This is a genomic window from Nocardia sp. NPDC005366, from assembly GCF_040606855.1.
In the GTDB taxonomy this organism is placed as follows: Bacteria; Actinomycetota; Actinomycetes; order Mycobacteriales; family Mycobacteriaceae; genus Nocardia.
Map to the genome: position 1 here is coordinate 177,801 of NZ_JBEXFQ010000004.1, position 15,267 is coordinate 193,067.

Sequence of the window (15,267 nt, forward strand, 5' to 3'; positions counted from 1 at the left end):
CTTCATGCGGGCATGCCGATGGTCTTGGCCTCGAGGTATTCCCGGTAGCCCTCATCACCGTTGCGACGGCCGAGTCCGCTCTGTTTGGTACCGCCGAACGGGCTGGTGATGCCGAAGTGGCTTTTGCCGTTGATGGTGACGTTGCCGGTGCGTATCCGGGTCGCGATCGCGAACGCGCGGTCGAGGTCACCGCCGGATACCTCGCCGGAGAGCCCGTAGATCGAGTTGTTGGCGATCGCCACGGCTTCGTCGTCGGTGTCGTAGGGCGTAACCGTCAGTACCGGGCCGAAGATCTCCTCCTGGGAGATCCGGGCGTCGGGATCGACGTCGGCCAGCAGCGTGGGCTGGGTGTAGTAGCCCGTTGGCAGGTTCTCGGGAACACCGCCACCGGTGATCAGTCGGGCGCCGGAGTCGATGCCGCTGTTGATCAGACCGAGAACCTTCTCGCGCTGAGCCGCGCTGATCTGCGGGCCCTGCATGACGCCCGGGGTCCACGGGTCTCCGACCGGGAAGCCCTCCATCATCGTCTTCAGGATCTCCAGACCCTCGTCATAGCGGCTGCGCGGCAACAGGATCCGGCTGGGCAGGATGCAGGACTGACCGGACATGACACACGCCATCATGGCCGCCATCGGTAGCGCGGAGTCGAAGTCGGCGTCGTCGAGCACGATGTGCGCGGACTTTCCGCCCAGTTCCAGCAGAGTCTTCTTCACCGTCGCCGCGCCCGCCGCCAGGATTGCCCGTCCGGTCGCGGTGGAGCCGGTGAAAGTGATCATGTCCACGCGCGGATCGGCCGACAAAGCGGCACCGACCTCGTTGGCGTTGGACACCACCACGTTGAATACGCCCGCGGGGATATCGGTTTCCTCGGCCACTATCCGCCCGTACTCGCTGCCTGACCACGGGGTCAGCTGAGCGGGTTTGAGCACCACCGTGTTTCCGGCCATCAGCGCGGGCACCGTCTCGGCGATATTGAGGTAGAACGGCACGTTCCATGGCGTGATCGCCCCGACCACGCCGATCGGCTCGTAATGGATCTTTCGCCGCGCGGGCCCCAACTGCGTCGGGTGAATCCCGGTGTCGACCAGGTAATCGAAGGCCTTGCCGTGCTCGGCCCAGTGCTCGACCTCCTCGATGGGGCTCTCGATCTGCGATCCGCTCACCGTCACCGGGCAGCCGACCTCGGTGACCAGGATTCGACGCAGCCGCTCCTTGTTGCGATCCAACGCCTCGTGCAACTGGATCAGGCAGTGGTAGCGGAAGTCGAGATCTCGTGACCAGTCGGTCTCGTCGAAGGCCCGCCGCGCCGCCCCGACCGCACGCTCCATATCGGCCACGGTCCCGTCGGTCGCCTGGCCCGCGACCTCCTCGGAGGCGGGGTGGACGACATCGAACATCGCGCCGCTGTCGGTGTAGCGCAGTTCGCCGTCTATCAGCATTCGCTGCTCACCCGCCAGCACACCGGATTCGGTTTGCACGTCTGTCATGTGCGACGTCCCTTCGAGCTTGCTCAGCGGTGATGCGGGCACATATGTCGCGCCACACTTCTCGAGCAGCCTAGAACACGGCGAACTATAAATGAACAGGATTCATGAAGAAATTCATAGGTTCATCTCGCGGATGTGCCGTTCAGGATAGAGTTCCCGCGAGTGCGGGCGGCACCCGGATGACGCCGTCGCGATGTTCCGAGAGGAGTGTGTGGTGCGAGGTCCTGCCGATGTGGATGCGGTGAATGCGCTGAGCGACGAAGGGGCAGCGAATAACTCGCCTCGGGAGCAACGGCGTCGTCTCAGGTTGGAGATGACCAGATCCCAGGTCCTCGATGTGGCCGAACATGCGTTCGCCTCCGCGGGTTTCCACAACACGAGCATCAAATCGATCGCCGAGCGATGTGAGATCGCGGTCGGGACCATATACACACTGTTCGAGGACAAGGACAGCATTTACGAAGCGGTGCTGCGTCGGCGCGGCGCAGCCCTGCACGCGCTGACCGAAGCCAAAGCCTCCGAGTCCGGCCCCGCTGACACCACCCTGGTCCAACTCGCCGAACTGCAGATCCGATACTTCCGCGAGCATTCCGACTGGGCCGAACTCGCCTCGGCGCTGGGCTCGGGAGCTCGCGTCGCGCCACCGGGTGCGGGATCGTCACACCTCTACGAGGTCGGCCACCAGGTAGTCGCCGACGTTCTCGCCGACGTCATGGCCAGGGGGCAACGTGAAGGACGCATCCGCGACGGAAACCCCCAGGCGTTGGCGCTGATCTTCCTGGGAATGCTGGAAACCTTCCACCGCATCGACAACGCGAACCACGCCGAACGGCCGGACTACGGTCTCGTCGAATTTCTGGACCTCGTGCACGCGGCGTTCAGCGCTCCGGGGCCCGGCGAAGGCAATTCGGGTAGTCCGCAGCCGCGTCGAGGACGGTGACCGTCGTTCCGCTCACCCTGATGGCGAGCCAGGCGTCACTGTCTCCCCGTGCGCCAGTACGCGTTTGCGGCAGCTGTCGCAAACGCGTACTGGCGCCACCTGCCTCAGACGGACAAGATCATGGCGATACCCTGACCGCCGCCACCGCAGAGAGCCGCCGCACCCGTGCCGCCACCGGCAGCCTTCAGCGAATGCGCCAGGGACAGTGCGATTCTCGCGCCGGACATGCCGACGGGGTGTCCGAGTGCGATCGCACCGCCGTGGATGTTCACTGTGTCGGCGTCGACACCGAGTTGGCGGATCGACGCGATCGCGACACCGGCGAACGCCTCGTTGATTTCGATGACGTCCAGATCATCGACGGTGGTCGCGTCGTCTCGCTCGAGCGCCGCTTCGATCGCGTTGGCGGGTTGGTGCAGCAGCGAGGTGTCCGGGCCCGCGACCAGCGCGTGCGCGCGGATCTCGGCCAGCCACTCGATGCCGCGGGCCTCAGCGAGATCCTTGCGCATCACGATGACCGCTGCCGCGCCGTCGGACAGCTGTGAGGACGCTCCCGCGGTGATCGTGCCGTCCTTCGCGAATGCCGGACGCAGTTTGCCGAGGGATTCGACCGTGGTCTCGGCCCGGATGCCCTCGTCGGTGGCAACGGTGATCGTGCCCTTGCGTGAGGCGATCTCGACCGGGGCGATCTCGGCGGCGAACGTGTTCGACTCGGTGGCCGCGGCGGCCAAGCGATGCGAACGGGCCGCGAACTCGTCTTGTTCGGCGCGGCTGATGTTCTCCGACGACTGGTACCGCTCCGTGGAGGCGCCCATCGAGATACTGTCGAACGCGCAGGTGAGCGCGTCCCGGTCGAGGGCGTCCTCGAATCCGGTTGAGCCGTACTTGAGACCCTGCCTGGCGCCGCGAACCAGGTACGGGGCGTTCGTCATCGATTCCATTCCGCCGGCGACGACCACGTCCGCGGCGCCGGTCGCGATCAAGCGGTCGGCCTGCATGATCGCCTCGAGTCCGGACAGGCAGAGGTTGTTGACGGTGGTCGCGGGCACTGTCAACGGCAGACCTGCCGCGACCGCCGCCTGCCGTGCCGGATTGGGGCCGACGCCGGCCTGCACGACGGTACCCATCACCACGGCGTCGACATCGTCGACACCGAGGCCACTGCGCTGGATCGCCGCCGCGATGGCGTGGCCGCCGAGGTCTGTGGCTGTCAACGACGCCAATGCGCCGGAAAGTCTGCCGATCGGGGTACGCGCTCCCGCGATGATGACACTGGTGCTCACGACTGAAATCTCCTTCTTCCGGCTCGCACGCTCAGGTTGCCGGCGTGCAGTTCCCGTCCGAGGATGTTCCCATTCGAGTTTCTCGGTAGTTCGTCCAGTACCGCGACCCCGTTCGGACTGTGCCGCGATCGGGTAATCGGATCCAGGGCGCGGCGACGCTCTACTGCCACACCTTGCGCGGTCAGCTCCCACGTAGGCCGAGGCCACGCAGCTCCAGGGCGGCCAGCTCGCGCACCGTGGCGTCGTCCCCGCGTCGCCACGCGTTCACCACATCGGGGTCGATCCGGTTCAATGTGCGCAGCGGCTGGTTCGTGAGCGCGCGCAGGGCGAGTAGGTCCCGTCCCGCCGGGTCGGTCCGCAGACTCACCGCCGCACCTGCTCGCCGCATCCAGCGCACCCGCCGCGGCAACCAGATGAACAGCACCAGCGCGATCGGGAAAATCAAGAACCCGATGGTGAGTGCCAAGGCGAGATCGTCGATGAACGCCTGCTGATCGGTTCCGGCCTCCGACATCGTCCGAGCGGCCGCGGCGGCCCGCTCGAACGGCGAGGTCAGCTCATCTCCCACCATCGGCACCCGGCCCACTTTGTCGCCCACGTCCGAGAGGTTGTCGGCCATACCGCTGCCCGCGTCCTCCAACTTCTGCCCTGGAACGGCGAGCTTGTGCACCAGATCGTGGATCCACATCGCGGCCCGGATCGAGGCGTACACCCACGCCGCCACGAGCAGGTCGGTGAGCAGTTGGCGGATGACGACGGGGGTGCGATCGGCGTAGACCTTCACGCGAACGGAATTCCCCGGTTCTCGAACGAATAACGGGTCGTCCGCGTCGACGTTCGGGCCGCTATCGGATTTCCACGCCACCCGCTCATCCGGATGCTGCTCGGTGATCGTCGCGTCGAATTCGCGGGTCGCCGGGCCGACATGGATACGCCGATGCGTGTGCTTGTCGTCACCCACCGCGACCGCGCGGGATTCCGCACCTCAGGAACCGCCGTCGCCGAGCCCGGCGCGGGTATGTGGAGCGTGGGGGGCGCAGTCACCGTACGGCGACGACCTCGATCCGTACATCGTCATCGAGATACCGTGCCACCGGTCGGTGCGGCAGCCCCGAGAGCGCGATCCGGGTGGCCTGGTCGCCGCCGAGGTGATGGTCTTCTTCGTCGTGACGCCAATGTGAGAGCACGACGGTGGTACCGGTGGACAGATGAGCCGCCATATCCTCGATCGCCGCGGTCAGTGCCGGTTCGGTCAGGTAGTAGGCCACCTCGCTGAGCATGACGAGGTCGAATGCCGTTTCCCAGCGCCATGTTTCACCGAATGCCCAGCGCTCGACGGTGACGTTCACCTGGTGTCGGCAGCGGGCGCGGGCCAGTTCGAGCGCGTGCGGCGCGATATCGGTGGCGAGCACATGATCACAGCGTTGCGCGAGCATGGTCGTGATGTGCCCGTTGGCGCACCCCGGCTCGAGTGCCGCGCCGTATCGAGGGTGCGGAAGTAACGCCATCAACAGGTTTCGCTTGCGGATCTCGTACCAGTCGGTGTCGAAATTCCATGGATCGGGATCCGCGCGGTACTTCGCGTCGAAGAACTCCGGATCGCTGCGCGGGCTCATACCAGCACCACTTCGTCCAGGTCGAGCAGACGTCGCACCACGTGCGGTCCGAGCACGGGGCGGTCGGCGGGATGTTCGGACAGCGGCCGGAGTTGGGAGTGGAACTGTGCGGTGGCTCGTCGCTTGCGTGCGGCGCACTCGGTGGGCAGGATCAGCCGCCGCGCTCGCCGCCAGTCGATCGCCGGATCGTCGGGAAAAGACCAGTGCCACATCCAGATCGGGTATTCGATGACGCGCGCGCCTCGTTCACGCGCGGCAGCCGCGCCGGCGCGGGCGGTGGCTTCGTGGTCGGGGTGCCCGTCGTTGCGCAGCGGTATCGCGACGGTCGCGCCGGTCTCGATACTGTCGGTCAGCAGGGCGGTCAGCTGGTCCTCGTTCTCGGCGACCGCGCCGTCGGGCAGCCCGAGACGCGTGATCCGCTCGATACCGAGCACCCGGCCCGCCGCGGCGGACTCGTTTCTGCGAATCGCGGCGAGTTCGGCGGGGGAGTGCGTGGGCGAATCAGGGTGTGACGCTTCACCATCGGTGACGGCGATGATCGACACGGGCACACCCCGGTCGGTCAGGAACGCGGCCAGCGCGCCCGTGCCCAGAACTTCGTCATCGGGATGTGGCGCCACGATCTGCAAGCGTTCCCCCGCCAGCTCGATCGCGTCGATCGACGCCAGCCGTTGAATCCATGGTCGCCATACCTCGATCGGCGTGCCCGGTTCGGAGGGATCGCGTTCGGCGAAACGTTCGATGCTCGTCACGGCCCCACCAGCGAACCCAGGTCGGCGAGATCGTATTCGGCGTGGCTCTGACGCAGGTACACGGTCAGATCCGCGACCCGCGTCGCGTGGGCGGCGTCTTGGCCGAGGGGGCCCGCTCCCAGTGCCCGGCCCACCCGGTCGATGGTTCGCGTGGCGGCGTCTTCGACAACCGCCCGCACCCGTCGCGCCCGAATCCTGGCGCTGCGCAGATCATCCGGGTCGGTATCGATTTCCGCGGCGGCGCGGGCGAGAGTGCATCGAGCCGCGTACAGCGCCGCGTCGACGGCACCGCGATGAGCCTGCCGCAGCAGATCGTCGCCCGGTGCATTCAGCAGACGGTCCGCGACGCCCTGCGCCGCGCCGAGCCAGCAGGCGGCGACACCGATCGCGCCGTGCCAGAATCCGGGCCGTTCCACATAGCCGCCGGGTGGGGCGACCACTGTGGCGGGCACGTCGTCGAAGTCGACGCTCGATGTCGCCGACCCGGCCATCCCGACTCCGTGCCAGGTATCGGGAACTACGGTCACACCGGGTTCGGACAGGTCGACCGCGAATAACGCGGCGCCGTCGTCGATATCGGCGGTAACCAGCGCGTTGGTGCATATTCCCGCACCCGAACACCACATCTTCCGACCCGACAGCACTGCGTGATTTCCGTGAATTGTCGCGTGTAACACCGGATTCGGCGGCTGCGCGGCCCACACCCCCCACAGCTGCCCCGGTCGCGGCGTCGTGCTGCCGAGGTCGTGAGTGATCGCGCACGCGTCGGCATGAGCCTCGGTCAGTCGGCCGATCACGACGTCGGCGCGGGCGGCGTCGATCAACGCCTGCCATCGCGCATCGGTGTGGCCGCTGCCGGGCAAAGGCCACTGCGATGCCTCGTCCGCCGGGATCTCGTCGCGTTCGGGTACTTCGCGCATCGGCAGCACTCCTCAGTCCGGCGATGTGCTCGCCAGGTTGGTCAGATATCCCGCGAATCCGCCGCGGACGCGGTTGTCGTGGCGATCGGAGGTGGCGACCGCGGGATGGTCGATCCACGCGATGCGAGCCCCCGCCGCGTGCAGGCGTGTGACCAAGTCGACGTCTTCATCGACGCTCTTCGGGGCGAAACCGCCGACCCGGTGGTACCAGGCGGCGCGGAACCCGAGGTTGGCTCCGTGTACGTGCCGATGGTGTCCGCCGACCGTGTGGCGATGGTAGCGGCGCTCGTACTCCGCGCGCACCGTCGCGGTCCGCTCGCGCCACCGCACCGCGATCGTGCCCGCCGTGACATCGGCTGCCCTCGCGTGCGCCAACTGCGCGGTGAACCAATCCGTCGGCACCGACGAGTCGGCGTCGGTGGTCGAGTACCACAGACGTTCGCCGCCGCCGTACTCCTCGGCCGCGAACGCGAAACCCGCTGCGCGCGCCGCACCGACATTGCGCGCGTCGATGCGCACCGTCGCCGCCGACGGCGGAACCAGATGCGCGGAGTTGTCCGCGCACGAATCGAGGACGACAACGACGCGAACCGGAATCGGCACGTTGTGCGCCGCCCGTCGCACCGAGTGCAAGCAGCGCGACAGCAGTCGCTCCTCGTCGTGCACCGGCACGACAACCACGACCGCGGTCGGCGCAGCCCGCACGGGGCTGGCGGCCTCGGTTTCGGACAATCTGACCACCGATGACTTCACATCGTCCTCCGGCAACACCGTGAATCAGGCTCGGACAACGACGATCTACCCCCGCCGGGTGCGGGCAAACAACCCGCGCGACGCGAGCGACTAGTGGTAATCTGATTACCGATGAGCGGAAGTGGCATCTCTGCCGCTCGGTGGAGAAGAGGTCGGATTGGCTGAGTACCGCGCTGTCGTCATGGACTCGGCCCTCGGACAGGGCGAGCAACGCATTCGCCAGGCGGTGGTGGAACTGCTCGAGGTCGAGGGCTACGACGCGATACAGGTGCGCGAGGTCGCTCGGCAGGCTCGGGTGTCGCTCACCAAGATCTACAAGTTGTACGGCACTCGCGACGAACTCATCCTCGCGGCGCTGGACTGGTGGATGGCGGAGAACTGCTATGCCAAGCTGTCCGAACACACCGTCCACCCAGGCGAATCCCTGCACGTCGCCCTCATGCGCGTGCTGCGTCCGATCTTCGAGCCATGGGAGCGTCATCCCGGCCTGCTCGCCGCGTACTTCCGCGCACGCGCCTCGGCGAGCGGAGCGACGTTGATGAGCCACGGAATCGAGGCCGTCTTTCCCGCCGCGATGGCCGCACTGGAAGACGTCGACATCGAATTCATCCAGGACCTCGACGCGATTCTCAGCAGCCTGGTGTACGGACTGATGGGACGCTTCGCGGCAGGGGAGATCGAGGCGACCGACATCGTCCCCGCGATCGACCGCACCATGTTCTGGCTGACCTCCGGCTACGAAGCCGCCCGCGCGCAGCGATAGCCGGGAAACGCCAGGCCAGTTGACATTCCACGCGGGAGACCCGCCGATCCACGACCCTGACAGTGCTCTGCGCCCGAACTCGCAGACCCAGCCCGAGAGGCCCGAGACAGCATGTCCGAAACACGCGCATACCGCCCTACCGCAGCGACCGAAGGAGTCGCGCCGGTGAGTCATGAAGGTCCGGTCTACTGGGATCCCTTCGACCGTGACATCGCGCGAGACCCGTACCCGATCTACCGGCGGCTGCGCGCCGAGGCGCCGCTCTATTACAACGACAAGCACGACTTCTACGCTCTCAGTCGCTGCGAGGACATCGACCGCGCCCTGCTCGACTGGAAGACCTTCTCCTCCTCGCGCGGTCCGATCCTGGAAATCATCAAGGCGGGCATCGAGATTCCCCCGGGCACGTTGCTGATGGAGGACCCGCCGGCCCACGACGTCCATCGCGCGTTGCTCGCGCGCGTATTCACGCCGCGGCGGGTGCTGTCTCTGGAGCCGCAGATCCGGGACATGTGCACCCGCTCGCTCGACCGGCTCGCCGGTCTCGATCGCTTCGATCTCATGACCTCGTTCGCGAACGAGGTGCCGATGCGGGTGATCGGAATGCTGCTCGGGATCCCGGAGTCGGACCAGCAGGCGGTCCGCGACCGTGCGGACGCGAATCTACGTACCGAGCCCGGGCAGCAGATGCAGGTGTCCGACAAGGCGATTCCGCACGCGGACCATTTCGCGGAGTACATCGACTGGCGCGCCGAACACCCATCCGACGATCTGATGACGGAGTTGCTGCGCGCGGAATTCGAAGACACCGACGGTGTGACACGGACGCTGACCCGTCAGGAGATCCTGACCTACATCTCCGTCGTGGCCGGTGCGGGGAACGAGACCACGGCCAGGCTGATCGGCTGGTTGGGTTCGCTGCTCGCCAGGTACCCCGACCAGCGCGCCGAACTCGTCGATAACCCGCGGCTGATCCCGAACGCGATCGAAGAGGCGCTGCGGTTCGAACCGACCGGTCACGCCATCGCCCGATATGTCACGACCGACGTCGAGTTCTACGGCAGCACCGTGCCCGCGGGCAGCGCGATGATGCTGCTGATCGCCTCGGCGAACCGGGACGAAGACCGCTGGTCCGACCCGGACAGCTTCGACATCCACCGCAAGATGAACAACCTGCGGACCTTCGGTCTCGGCACTCACTTCTGCCTGGGCGCCGCGCTGGCCCGACTCGAAGCCAGAGTGGCGCTGGAGGAATTCCTCGCACGCTTCCCGCGGTGGGACGTCGATTGGGACGCGCTCGCCCTGTCTTCGACATCCACGGTGCGCGGCTGGGAAACCCTGCCGATCACCGTCGGCTGACCCCGGCACTGCCTGTGCGTAAACCCCGAGTATGTCGATGGTCTCGGGGCGACACCCCGCTCACAGAAAGCGGCGGATGGGCAGGACGGCCGCTTCGCGGGCCCGCTGCAATAGCGGCCGTCGCTTCCAGCGTCCCTCCTGAATCGGCACGCTGACCGCCTTGTCGTCCTCGAAATGGGCGTCGAGCGTGGCGGTGAACTCCTCGTCCAGAACCGCGAGCATGATCTCCTCGTCGTGGTCGAGGGAGCGCCGGTTGAAGTTGGTCGATCCGATGAGGGACGCGATCCCGTCGACGGTGATGATCTTGGCGTGCATCATCGTCGGCTGATATTGCAGGATCCGCACACCGCAGGCGAGCAGTTCTTCGTAATAGTGCTGCCCCGCCAGCTGGCAGACCCGCTTATCGGTATAGGGGCCGGGTAGCAGAATTTCCACCTCAACGCCCCGCCGCGCCGCGGCGCACAGCAATTCGATGAAGTAGGCGTCCGGTGAGAAATAGGCCGTGGCCAACCGGAAACGCCGCTCGGCCGATTCGATCACCACCCGGAGCAGAGTCTGCATGTCCTGCCAGCCGAAGCTGGCCGAACCGCGCACCACCTGCACCACCGCGCCACCGTGGTTGTCGTGGGCGGTGAAGCGGTCGTGGTCGTCGAAGAGTTCGTCGTGACATTCGGCCCAGTTCTGCGCGAAGGCCGCGGCGACACCGTCCACCGCGGGGCCCTGGATCCGCACGTGCGTATCGCGCCACTGGTGTTCGTTGTTCGCGTTGCCGCACCACTCCTCGGCGATGCCGACCCCGCCGGTGAAGGCCACCTGCTCGTCCACGACCAGCACCTTGCGGTGACAGCGGTGGTTCTGCTTGAACGGAGACAGATACAGGGGTCTGCGGAACCAGGCGATCTCGACACCCGCCTGATCCATCGATTCCAGCAGATCCTTCTCGATCAGCCGACTGCCGAAGCCGTCCAACAGCAGCCGCACCCGTAATCCGGCCCGGGCTCGATCCGCGAGCGCGTAGGCGAACTGCCGCGCGATATCACCCTGCCAGTACACGAAGGTCATCAAGTCCACGGTGTGCTCGGCCGAGCGGATCGCGTCGAGCATCGCCGGGAAGATCTCATCCCCGTTTCGCAGAGCGACGAGTGCGTTCCCCTCGGTCGCGGCGATACCGATGAGCCGCTCCAGCCGCCGCCGAATGCGCGCGGCGCGCTCCCCTGCTACATCGGGTTCCGCTACCGGCGCGACGGAATTCGGTACATGGTCGGTGCTGGTCATGGTCTCTCCTCCGCCGGTGCACGAGTCGGTTCCCGCATGCCCGGTCCGGTGGAGTCCGCACGTGCGCCGACAGCTGTCGCTGGTCCGGGCAGCCTCGGAGGGCATTCCCCGCGTACGGCGCGCCAAACGATCGAGACGGGCGCGCCCCGGCGAGGCTCGCCTGGCTGTCGCCCGTCCGTGAACGCCTCGATCACAGAATCGGTCTGCCTCCGGTGACGGCGACGCGGGCACCGGAGATATAGCTGCCGTCGTCGGAGGCCAGCAGTACATAGGTCGGCGCGAGTTCCGCGGGCTGACCGGCCCGGCCCAACGGTACGTCGTCGCCGAATCCCGCCACCTTTTTCGGCGGCATGGTCGACGGAATCAGCGGTGTCCAAATCGGGCCGGGCGCAACACTGTTGACGCGGATTCCACGCTCTCCCAGCAATTGGGCGAGGCTGGCCGAGAAGTTCGCGATCGCCGCCTTGGTCGCGGCGTAGGGCGCGAGCGTCGGCGACGGCATATCGGAGTTGACCGAGGAGCTGCCGATGATCGACGAGCCGGACGGCATATGCGGCAATGCCGCCTTCACGAGGTAGAAGTACGCGCCGACATTGAGCTTGAAGGTGTGGTCGAATTCTTCGTCGCTGATCTCTTCGATCGTCTCGTGCGTCATCTGATAGGCCGCGTTGCTGACCAATACGTCGATTTTGCCGAATTCCCGAACCGCGCGATCGATGACGGCGCGGCAGTGTCCGGCGTCGGCCAGGTCGCCCGGCACGAGGACCGCTCTGCGACCGGCCTGTTCGACCAGGTCGGCGACTTCCTTCGCGTCGTCGTCCTCGTCGAGGTAGGAGATCAGGACATCGGCGCCCTCTCGCGCGTAGGCGATGGCGACGGCCCGGCCGATGCCGCTGTCGGCCCCGGTGATCACCGCCGCCTTATCGGTCAGCTTCCCGGAGCCGCGATAGCTCTGCTCCCCGCAGTCCGGGACCGGTGACATGCGGGACTGGAGGCCGGGCACGTGCTGCTGCTGTTCGGGAAATCCCATGGTCTCCTCCTCTGACGAGAGCCGACGAACTCGCTCGTCCAGTGCGGTACCCGGCGAGCAGTGCGCCGACTACGCTTCGTCGTTGTCGTGGGGTGGATTGCCGGTGGACATGTCGGTGTCCTTGTCAGTGCCCTTGAACTTGCGGTACAGCACCACCGCACCGACCAGCACGATGAGGCCGATGATCACGAGTAGTTCCATGCGGGGGCAGTACCCCGTGTTTGCCGGACCTAACGAGCGGGCCGATCAGCACCGGCTCGGTCGCGCGCCTACTGCTGTCCGGTGATTTTCCTCTGGTCCCGGCCGACCGCGAGATCGGCCAGACGTGCCAGCGATTCGCGATTGCGCGGCGCCAGCAAGAACTCCTGTGCGGCTTCCGGTGCCAGCGCGGCGGGACCGCGCACCGCGTGCTCGAGCATCCGGACACGGGTGAGGTCCTGTTCGAATTCGTTCAGTTCCATGCGGATGCGGGCCGCGCCGACGGGCCAGAGCCTGGCGTTCAATTCGAGCAGATACGGCGGATCGACCGCGGTCACCTCGGTGGTATCCGCGACAGTGAACGGCCACGGGCCGACACTGTGATGGATGCGGGCCCCCACCTGCGGCCAATCCGAGTCGACGGCGCGGATATGCGAAGCGCCCACGACCCAACCGGAATAGAGCCAACCATCCGCGAGGGTTTCGAACAGCTGTTCGGCGGAAACCGGAATCATTCGTTCGACACCGTTCATGTGCCGCGAGTGCCCACCGGCGTCCGATCGAAACCGCGCGAGGTGATCGGCGTGTACGGAGATATGGCCGATCCGATGCCCATGCGCGTTCGCTCAGGGAAGGCGAAGGCGTTTCTTCCAGTGGGGCGCGCCCGTTTCGCCCGTGGCCTCGCGGGTATGGGGTGGGCGAGCGGGAGGTTGAACGGATGACTGATATCTCGACACACGGGGACACGGGACACCGTCGCATCAGTGGCCCCTCGGCATTGCGATGGCGGTCGTGGTGGGGTGTGCTGCGGCGCACGGTGACCGAGTTCCAGGCGGACAACCTCACCGACTGGGCGGCGGCGCTGACCTACTACAGCGTGATCTCGCTGTTCCCCGGTGTCATCGTGCTCTCCGCGCTGCTCGGGCTGGCCGGGCCATCGGCGACGCAGTCGCTGGTCGATACCATCAACGAAGTCGGCAACGGCGGCGGCAATTCGGTCGTCGTGCACGTGCTCGAGGAATTGCAGCGCTCGCATTCTGTCGCGGGACCATTGGCGATCATCGGCATGGCGACCGCGTTGTGGACGGCGTCGGGTTACGTCGGAGCTTTCGTGCGCGCGGCGAACGCCGTCTACGACACCGAGGAAGGTCGCCCGATCTGGAAGACCGTTCCGCTGCGGATCGCTCTGACTGCCGCAATCGTGTTCATGGTCGGGGTGTGTGCCGTCGGTGTACTGGTCAGCGGCCGAGTGGCCGACACCGTGGGGCGCTGGCTCGGGCTCGGGTCGGTGGGAGTGACGGTCTGGGGGATCGTGAAATGGCCTGTCATGGCGGCGTTGGTGAGTCTGACATTCGCCTTGCTGTACTGGGCGGCCCCCAATGCCCGCCAACTCGGATTCCGTTGGTTGACGCCGGGCAGCGTGCTCGCGGTGCTGATATGGATTGCCGCTTCGGCCGGGTTCGCGTTCTATGCCGCTCATTACGGTTCCTACAACAAGGTCTACGGCTCGCTGGCCGGGGCGATCGTATTCCTGGTGTGGTTGTGGCTGACCAACGTCGCGATACTGCTAGGCGCCGAATTCGACGCGGAATTGGCCCGGGGTCGACGTATCGAGCAGGGGGGATCGGCCGACGAAGAACCCATCCTGCCGCCTCGGGACCAACCGGAATGACCGATCAGGGGAGGAAGCCGAGGGCCAGGGCGAGCGCGACGGTGATTCCGAAAGCGACGAAGACCGCGGACAGGACCGAGGCGGACAGGACGGCGACGCCGCCGGAGAGAGTAGCCACGATCAGGCCGGAAAGCCATGCGCTGCCGGTTTCGATCCGCCGGGGGCCGGGACGGGGTGTTTTCACTGCCATAGTGTTCGTCTCCCCGTTCTCGTCGTGGTCAAACCGGAATGTGCTCGGCGAGCGCGACGGGCCCTCGTCGGAAAAAAATCCTGGAACCGAGGGTTTGAAGCCATCATCCTGGGGTTATCCGGGCGATCACTGGAAGTCGTATCCCCGGAGCCGAGAGCTGATTCTCATGAGCGAATACTCGAACAGGACATCCGCTTCGTCCCGCGGCGATTCCTACGACGACATCGACCCCTGGTTCGACAAACTCGCCGCCCTCGACGAAGCCGATCCGCACCGGGCCGCGGTGCGGGAGGAAATCATCCGGATGTGTGTGCCGCTGGCCGAGAACATCGCGCGGAAATTCCGCGGTCGCGGCATCGATGACGACGATCTGCGGCAGGTGGCGTGCCTCGGATTACTCGGTGCGGTCGACCGCTTCGATCCCGTCCACGGGACGAGTTTCCTGTCCTTCGCGATCCCGACCATCATGGGTGAGGTCCGTCGCCACTTCCGGGATCAGTCCTGGGCGGTGCGGGTGCCCCGCGGTACCAAAGAGACCCACGCGCTGATCGGGCCCGCGATCGAAAAGCTGGCGCAGAGACTGGGGCGGATGCCACGCCCGAGTGAGATCGCCGCCGAACTCGGTCTCGATCGGGTCGAAGTCACCCAGGCGCTGGTAGCGGGTAACGCGTACCGTTCCGATTCCCTCGACGCGGTATTCCGCGACGACGATGGCGAGAGGCGCAACTCCACCGCCGCGCGCCTCGGCACGGAGGAGTCGTCCTACGGGCTGATCGAAGACGCGCTCGCGGTACGCCCGATGCTGGAAGCGCTGCCCGCCGAGGAGCGGCAGGTGCTGGTGTGGCGGTTCTCGGAGAGTCTGTCTCAAGCCCAGATCGCCGAACGCATCGGTGTCTCTCAGATGCAGGTCTCGCGAATGCTCACGCGGATCTTCAGGCAGCTGCGGGAGCGGGCACTGGCCGAACCCGAAGCCGAAAATCACGCCGCCTGACAATGGGGAGTCGAAGTGGCGGCGTGAGTTCTCGATAT

At 66.4% G+C, this 15,267-nt stretch carries 16 protein-coding genes and 1 pseudogene; 5 read left to right on the top strand and 12 right to left on the bottom strand.

The features are described from left to right. Window positions 1-2 precede the first annotated feature (2 nt). Window positions 3-1,487: an aldehyde dehydrogenase family protein gene (locus ABZS43_RS06660; protein ID WP_355034824.1), complete on the bottom strand. Its 1,485-nt coding sequence runs from the start codon at window positions 1,485-1,487 to the stop codon at window positions 3-5. A gap of 313 nt (window positions 1,488-1,800) precedes the next feature. On the opposite strand from ABZS43_RS06660, the gene ABZS43_RS06665 reads away from it, so the two are divergent. Next, window positions 1,801-2,427 carry a TetR/AcrR family transcriptional regulator gene (locus ABZS43_RS06665; RefSeq protein WP_355034825.1) on the top strand — a complete coding sequence of 209 codons (627 nt, stop codon included), beginning with the start codon at window positions 1,801-1,803 and terminating at the stop codon, window positions 2,425-2,427. A 104-nt stretch (window positions 2,428-2,531) separates the two neighbouring features. Here ABZS43_RS06665 and ABZS43_RS06670 read toward each other — a convergent pair whose 3' ends face one another. From ABZS43_RS06670 to ABZS43_RS06695, 6 genes and pseudogenes are all read right to left on the bottom strand, one after another. After that, window positions 2,532-3,710 carry an acetyl-CoA C-acyltransferase gene (locus ABZS43_RS06670; RefSeq protein WP_355034826.1) on the bottom strand — a complete coding sequence of 393 codons (1,179 nt, stop codon included), beginning with the start codon at window positions 3,708-3,710 and terminating at the stop codon, window positions 2,532-2,534. Window positions 3,711-4,545: 835 nt separating this feature from the next. Beyond that, window positions 4,546-4,665 (bottom strand): annotated as a pseudogene (locus tag ABZS43_RS06675) (cyclase); the annotation flags it as partial. 85 nt (window positions 4,666-4,750) lie between these two features. Further along, window positions 4,751-5,326, bottom strand: a complete 576-nt coding sequence (locus ABZS43_RS06680; RefSeq protein WP_355034827.1) for an SAM-dependent methyltransferase — start codon at window positions 5,324-5,326, stop codon at window positions 4,751-4,753. Further along, on the bottom strand, window positions 5,323-6,078 hold the full coding sequence (locus ABZS43_RS06685) for a PIG-L family deacetylase (protein ID WP_355034828.1): 756 nt from the start codon (window positions 6,076-6,078) through the stop codon (window positions 5,323-5,325). Before ABZS43_RS06685 ends, ABZS43_RS06680 begins: the two co-directional genes overlap by 4 nt. Beyond that, window positions 6,075-6,998 (bottom strand): acyl-CoA dehydrogenase family protein, encoded by a 924-nt coding sequence (locus ABZS43_RS06690; protein ID WP_355034829.1) that lies wholly within the window; start codon window positions 6,996-6,998, stop codon window positions 6,075-6,077. Before ABZS43_RS06690 ends, ABZS43_RS06685 begins: the two co-directional genes overlap by 4 nt. A 12-nt stretch (window positions 6,999-7,010) precedes the next feature. Next, on the bottom strand, window positions 7,011-7,739 hold the full coding sequence (locus ABZS43_RS06695) for a glycosyltransferase (protein ID WP_355034830.1): 729 nt from the start codon (window positions 7,737-7,739) through the stop codon (window positions 7,011-7,013). 193 nt (window positions 7,740-7,932) lie between these two features. On the opposite strand from ABZS43_RS06695, the gene ABZS43_RS06700 reads away from it, so the two are divergent. Beyond that, window positions 7,933-8,514, top strand: a complete 582-nt coding sequence (locus ABZS43_RS06700) for a TetR family transcriptional regulator (protein ID WP_355034976.1) — start codon at window positions 7,933-7,935, stop codon at window positions 8,512-8,514. 165 nt (window positions 8,515-8,679) lie between these two features. Further along, on the top strand, window positions 8,680-9,873 hold the full coding sequence (locus ABZS43_RS06705) for a cytochrome P450 (protein WP_355034831.1): 1,194 nt from the start codon (window positions 8,680-8,682) through the stop codon (window positions 9,871-9,873). Between the two features lie 60 nt (window positions 9,874-9,933). On the opposite strand, the gene ABZS43_RS06710 is transcribed toward ABZS43_RS06705, so the two are convergent. The 4 genes from ABZS43_RS06710 to ABZS43_RS06725 all read right to left on the bottom strand — a co-directional run bounded on the left by ABZS43_RS06710 (window position 9,934) and on the right by ABZS43_RS06725 (window position 12,891). Then, window positions 9,934-11,148 (bottom strand): phospholipase D-like domain-containing protein, encoded by a 1,215-nt coding sequence (locus ABZS43_RS06710; protein ID WP_355034832.1) that lies wholly within the window; start codon window positions 11,146-11,148, stop codon window positions 9,934-9,936. A 190-nt stretch (window positions 11,149-11,338) separates the two neighbouring features. Continuing rightward, window positions 11,339-12,178 carry an SDR family oxidoreductase gene (locus tag ABZS43_RS06715; RefSeq protein WP_355034833.1) on the bottom strand — a complete coding sequence of 280 codons (840 nt, stop codon included), beginning with the start codon at window positions 12,176-12,178 and terminating at the stop codon, window positions 11,339-11,341. A 69-nt stretch (window positions 12,179-12,247) separates the two neighbouring features. Then, the gene (locus ABZS43_RS06720) at window positions 12,248-12,379 is read right to left on the bottom strand and encodes a hypothetical protein (RefSeq protein WP_355034834.1); all 132 of its coding nucleotides are present in this window, start codon (window positions 12,377-12,379) and stop codon (window positions 12,248-12,250) included. Window positions 12,380-12,447: 68 nt separating this feature from the next. Then, window positions 12,448-12,891 carry an SRPBCC family protein gene (locus ABZS43_RS06725; protein WP_355034835.1) on the bottom strand — a complete coding sequence of 148 codons (444 nt, stop codon included), beginning with the start codon at window positions 12,889-12,891 and terminating at the stop codon, window positions 12,448-12,450. A gap of 203 nt (window positions 12,892-13,094) precedes the next feature. On the opposite strand from ABZS43_RS06725, the gene ABZS43_RS06730 reads away from it, so the two are divergent. Continuing rightward, complete coding sequence (locus tag ABZS43_RS06730) at window positions 13,095-14,048, top strand: YihY/virulence factor BrkB family protein (protein WP_355034836.1); 954 nt, start codon at window positions 13,095-13,097, stop codon at window positions 14,046-14,048. A gap of 4 nt (window positions 14,049-14,052) precedes the next feature. On the opposite strand, the gene ABZS43_RS06735 is transcribed toward ABZS43_RS06730, so the two are convergent. Next, the gene (locus ABZS43_RS06735) at window positions 14,053-14,238 is read right to left on the bottom strand and encodes a hypothetical protein (RefSeq protein ID WP_355034837.1); all 186 of its coding nucleotides are present in this window, start codon (window positions 14,236-14,238) and stop codon (window positions 14,053-14,055) included. A gap of 166 nt (window positions 14,239-14,404) precedes the next feature. Here ABZS43_RS06735 and ABZS43_RS06740 point away from each other — a divergent pair, with 166 nt between their 5' ends. Then, window positions 14,405-15,229: a SigB/SigF/SigG family RNA polymerase sigma factor gene (locus ABZS43_RS06740; RefSeq protein WP_355034838.1), complete on the top strand. Its 825-nt coding sequence runs from the start codon at window positions 14,405-14,407 to the stop codon at window positions 15,227-15,229. Window positions 15,230-15,267 lie beyond the last annotated feature (38 nt).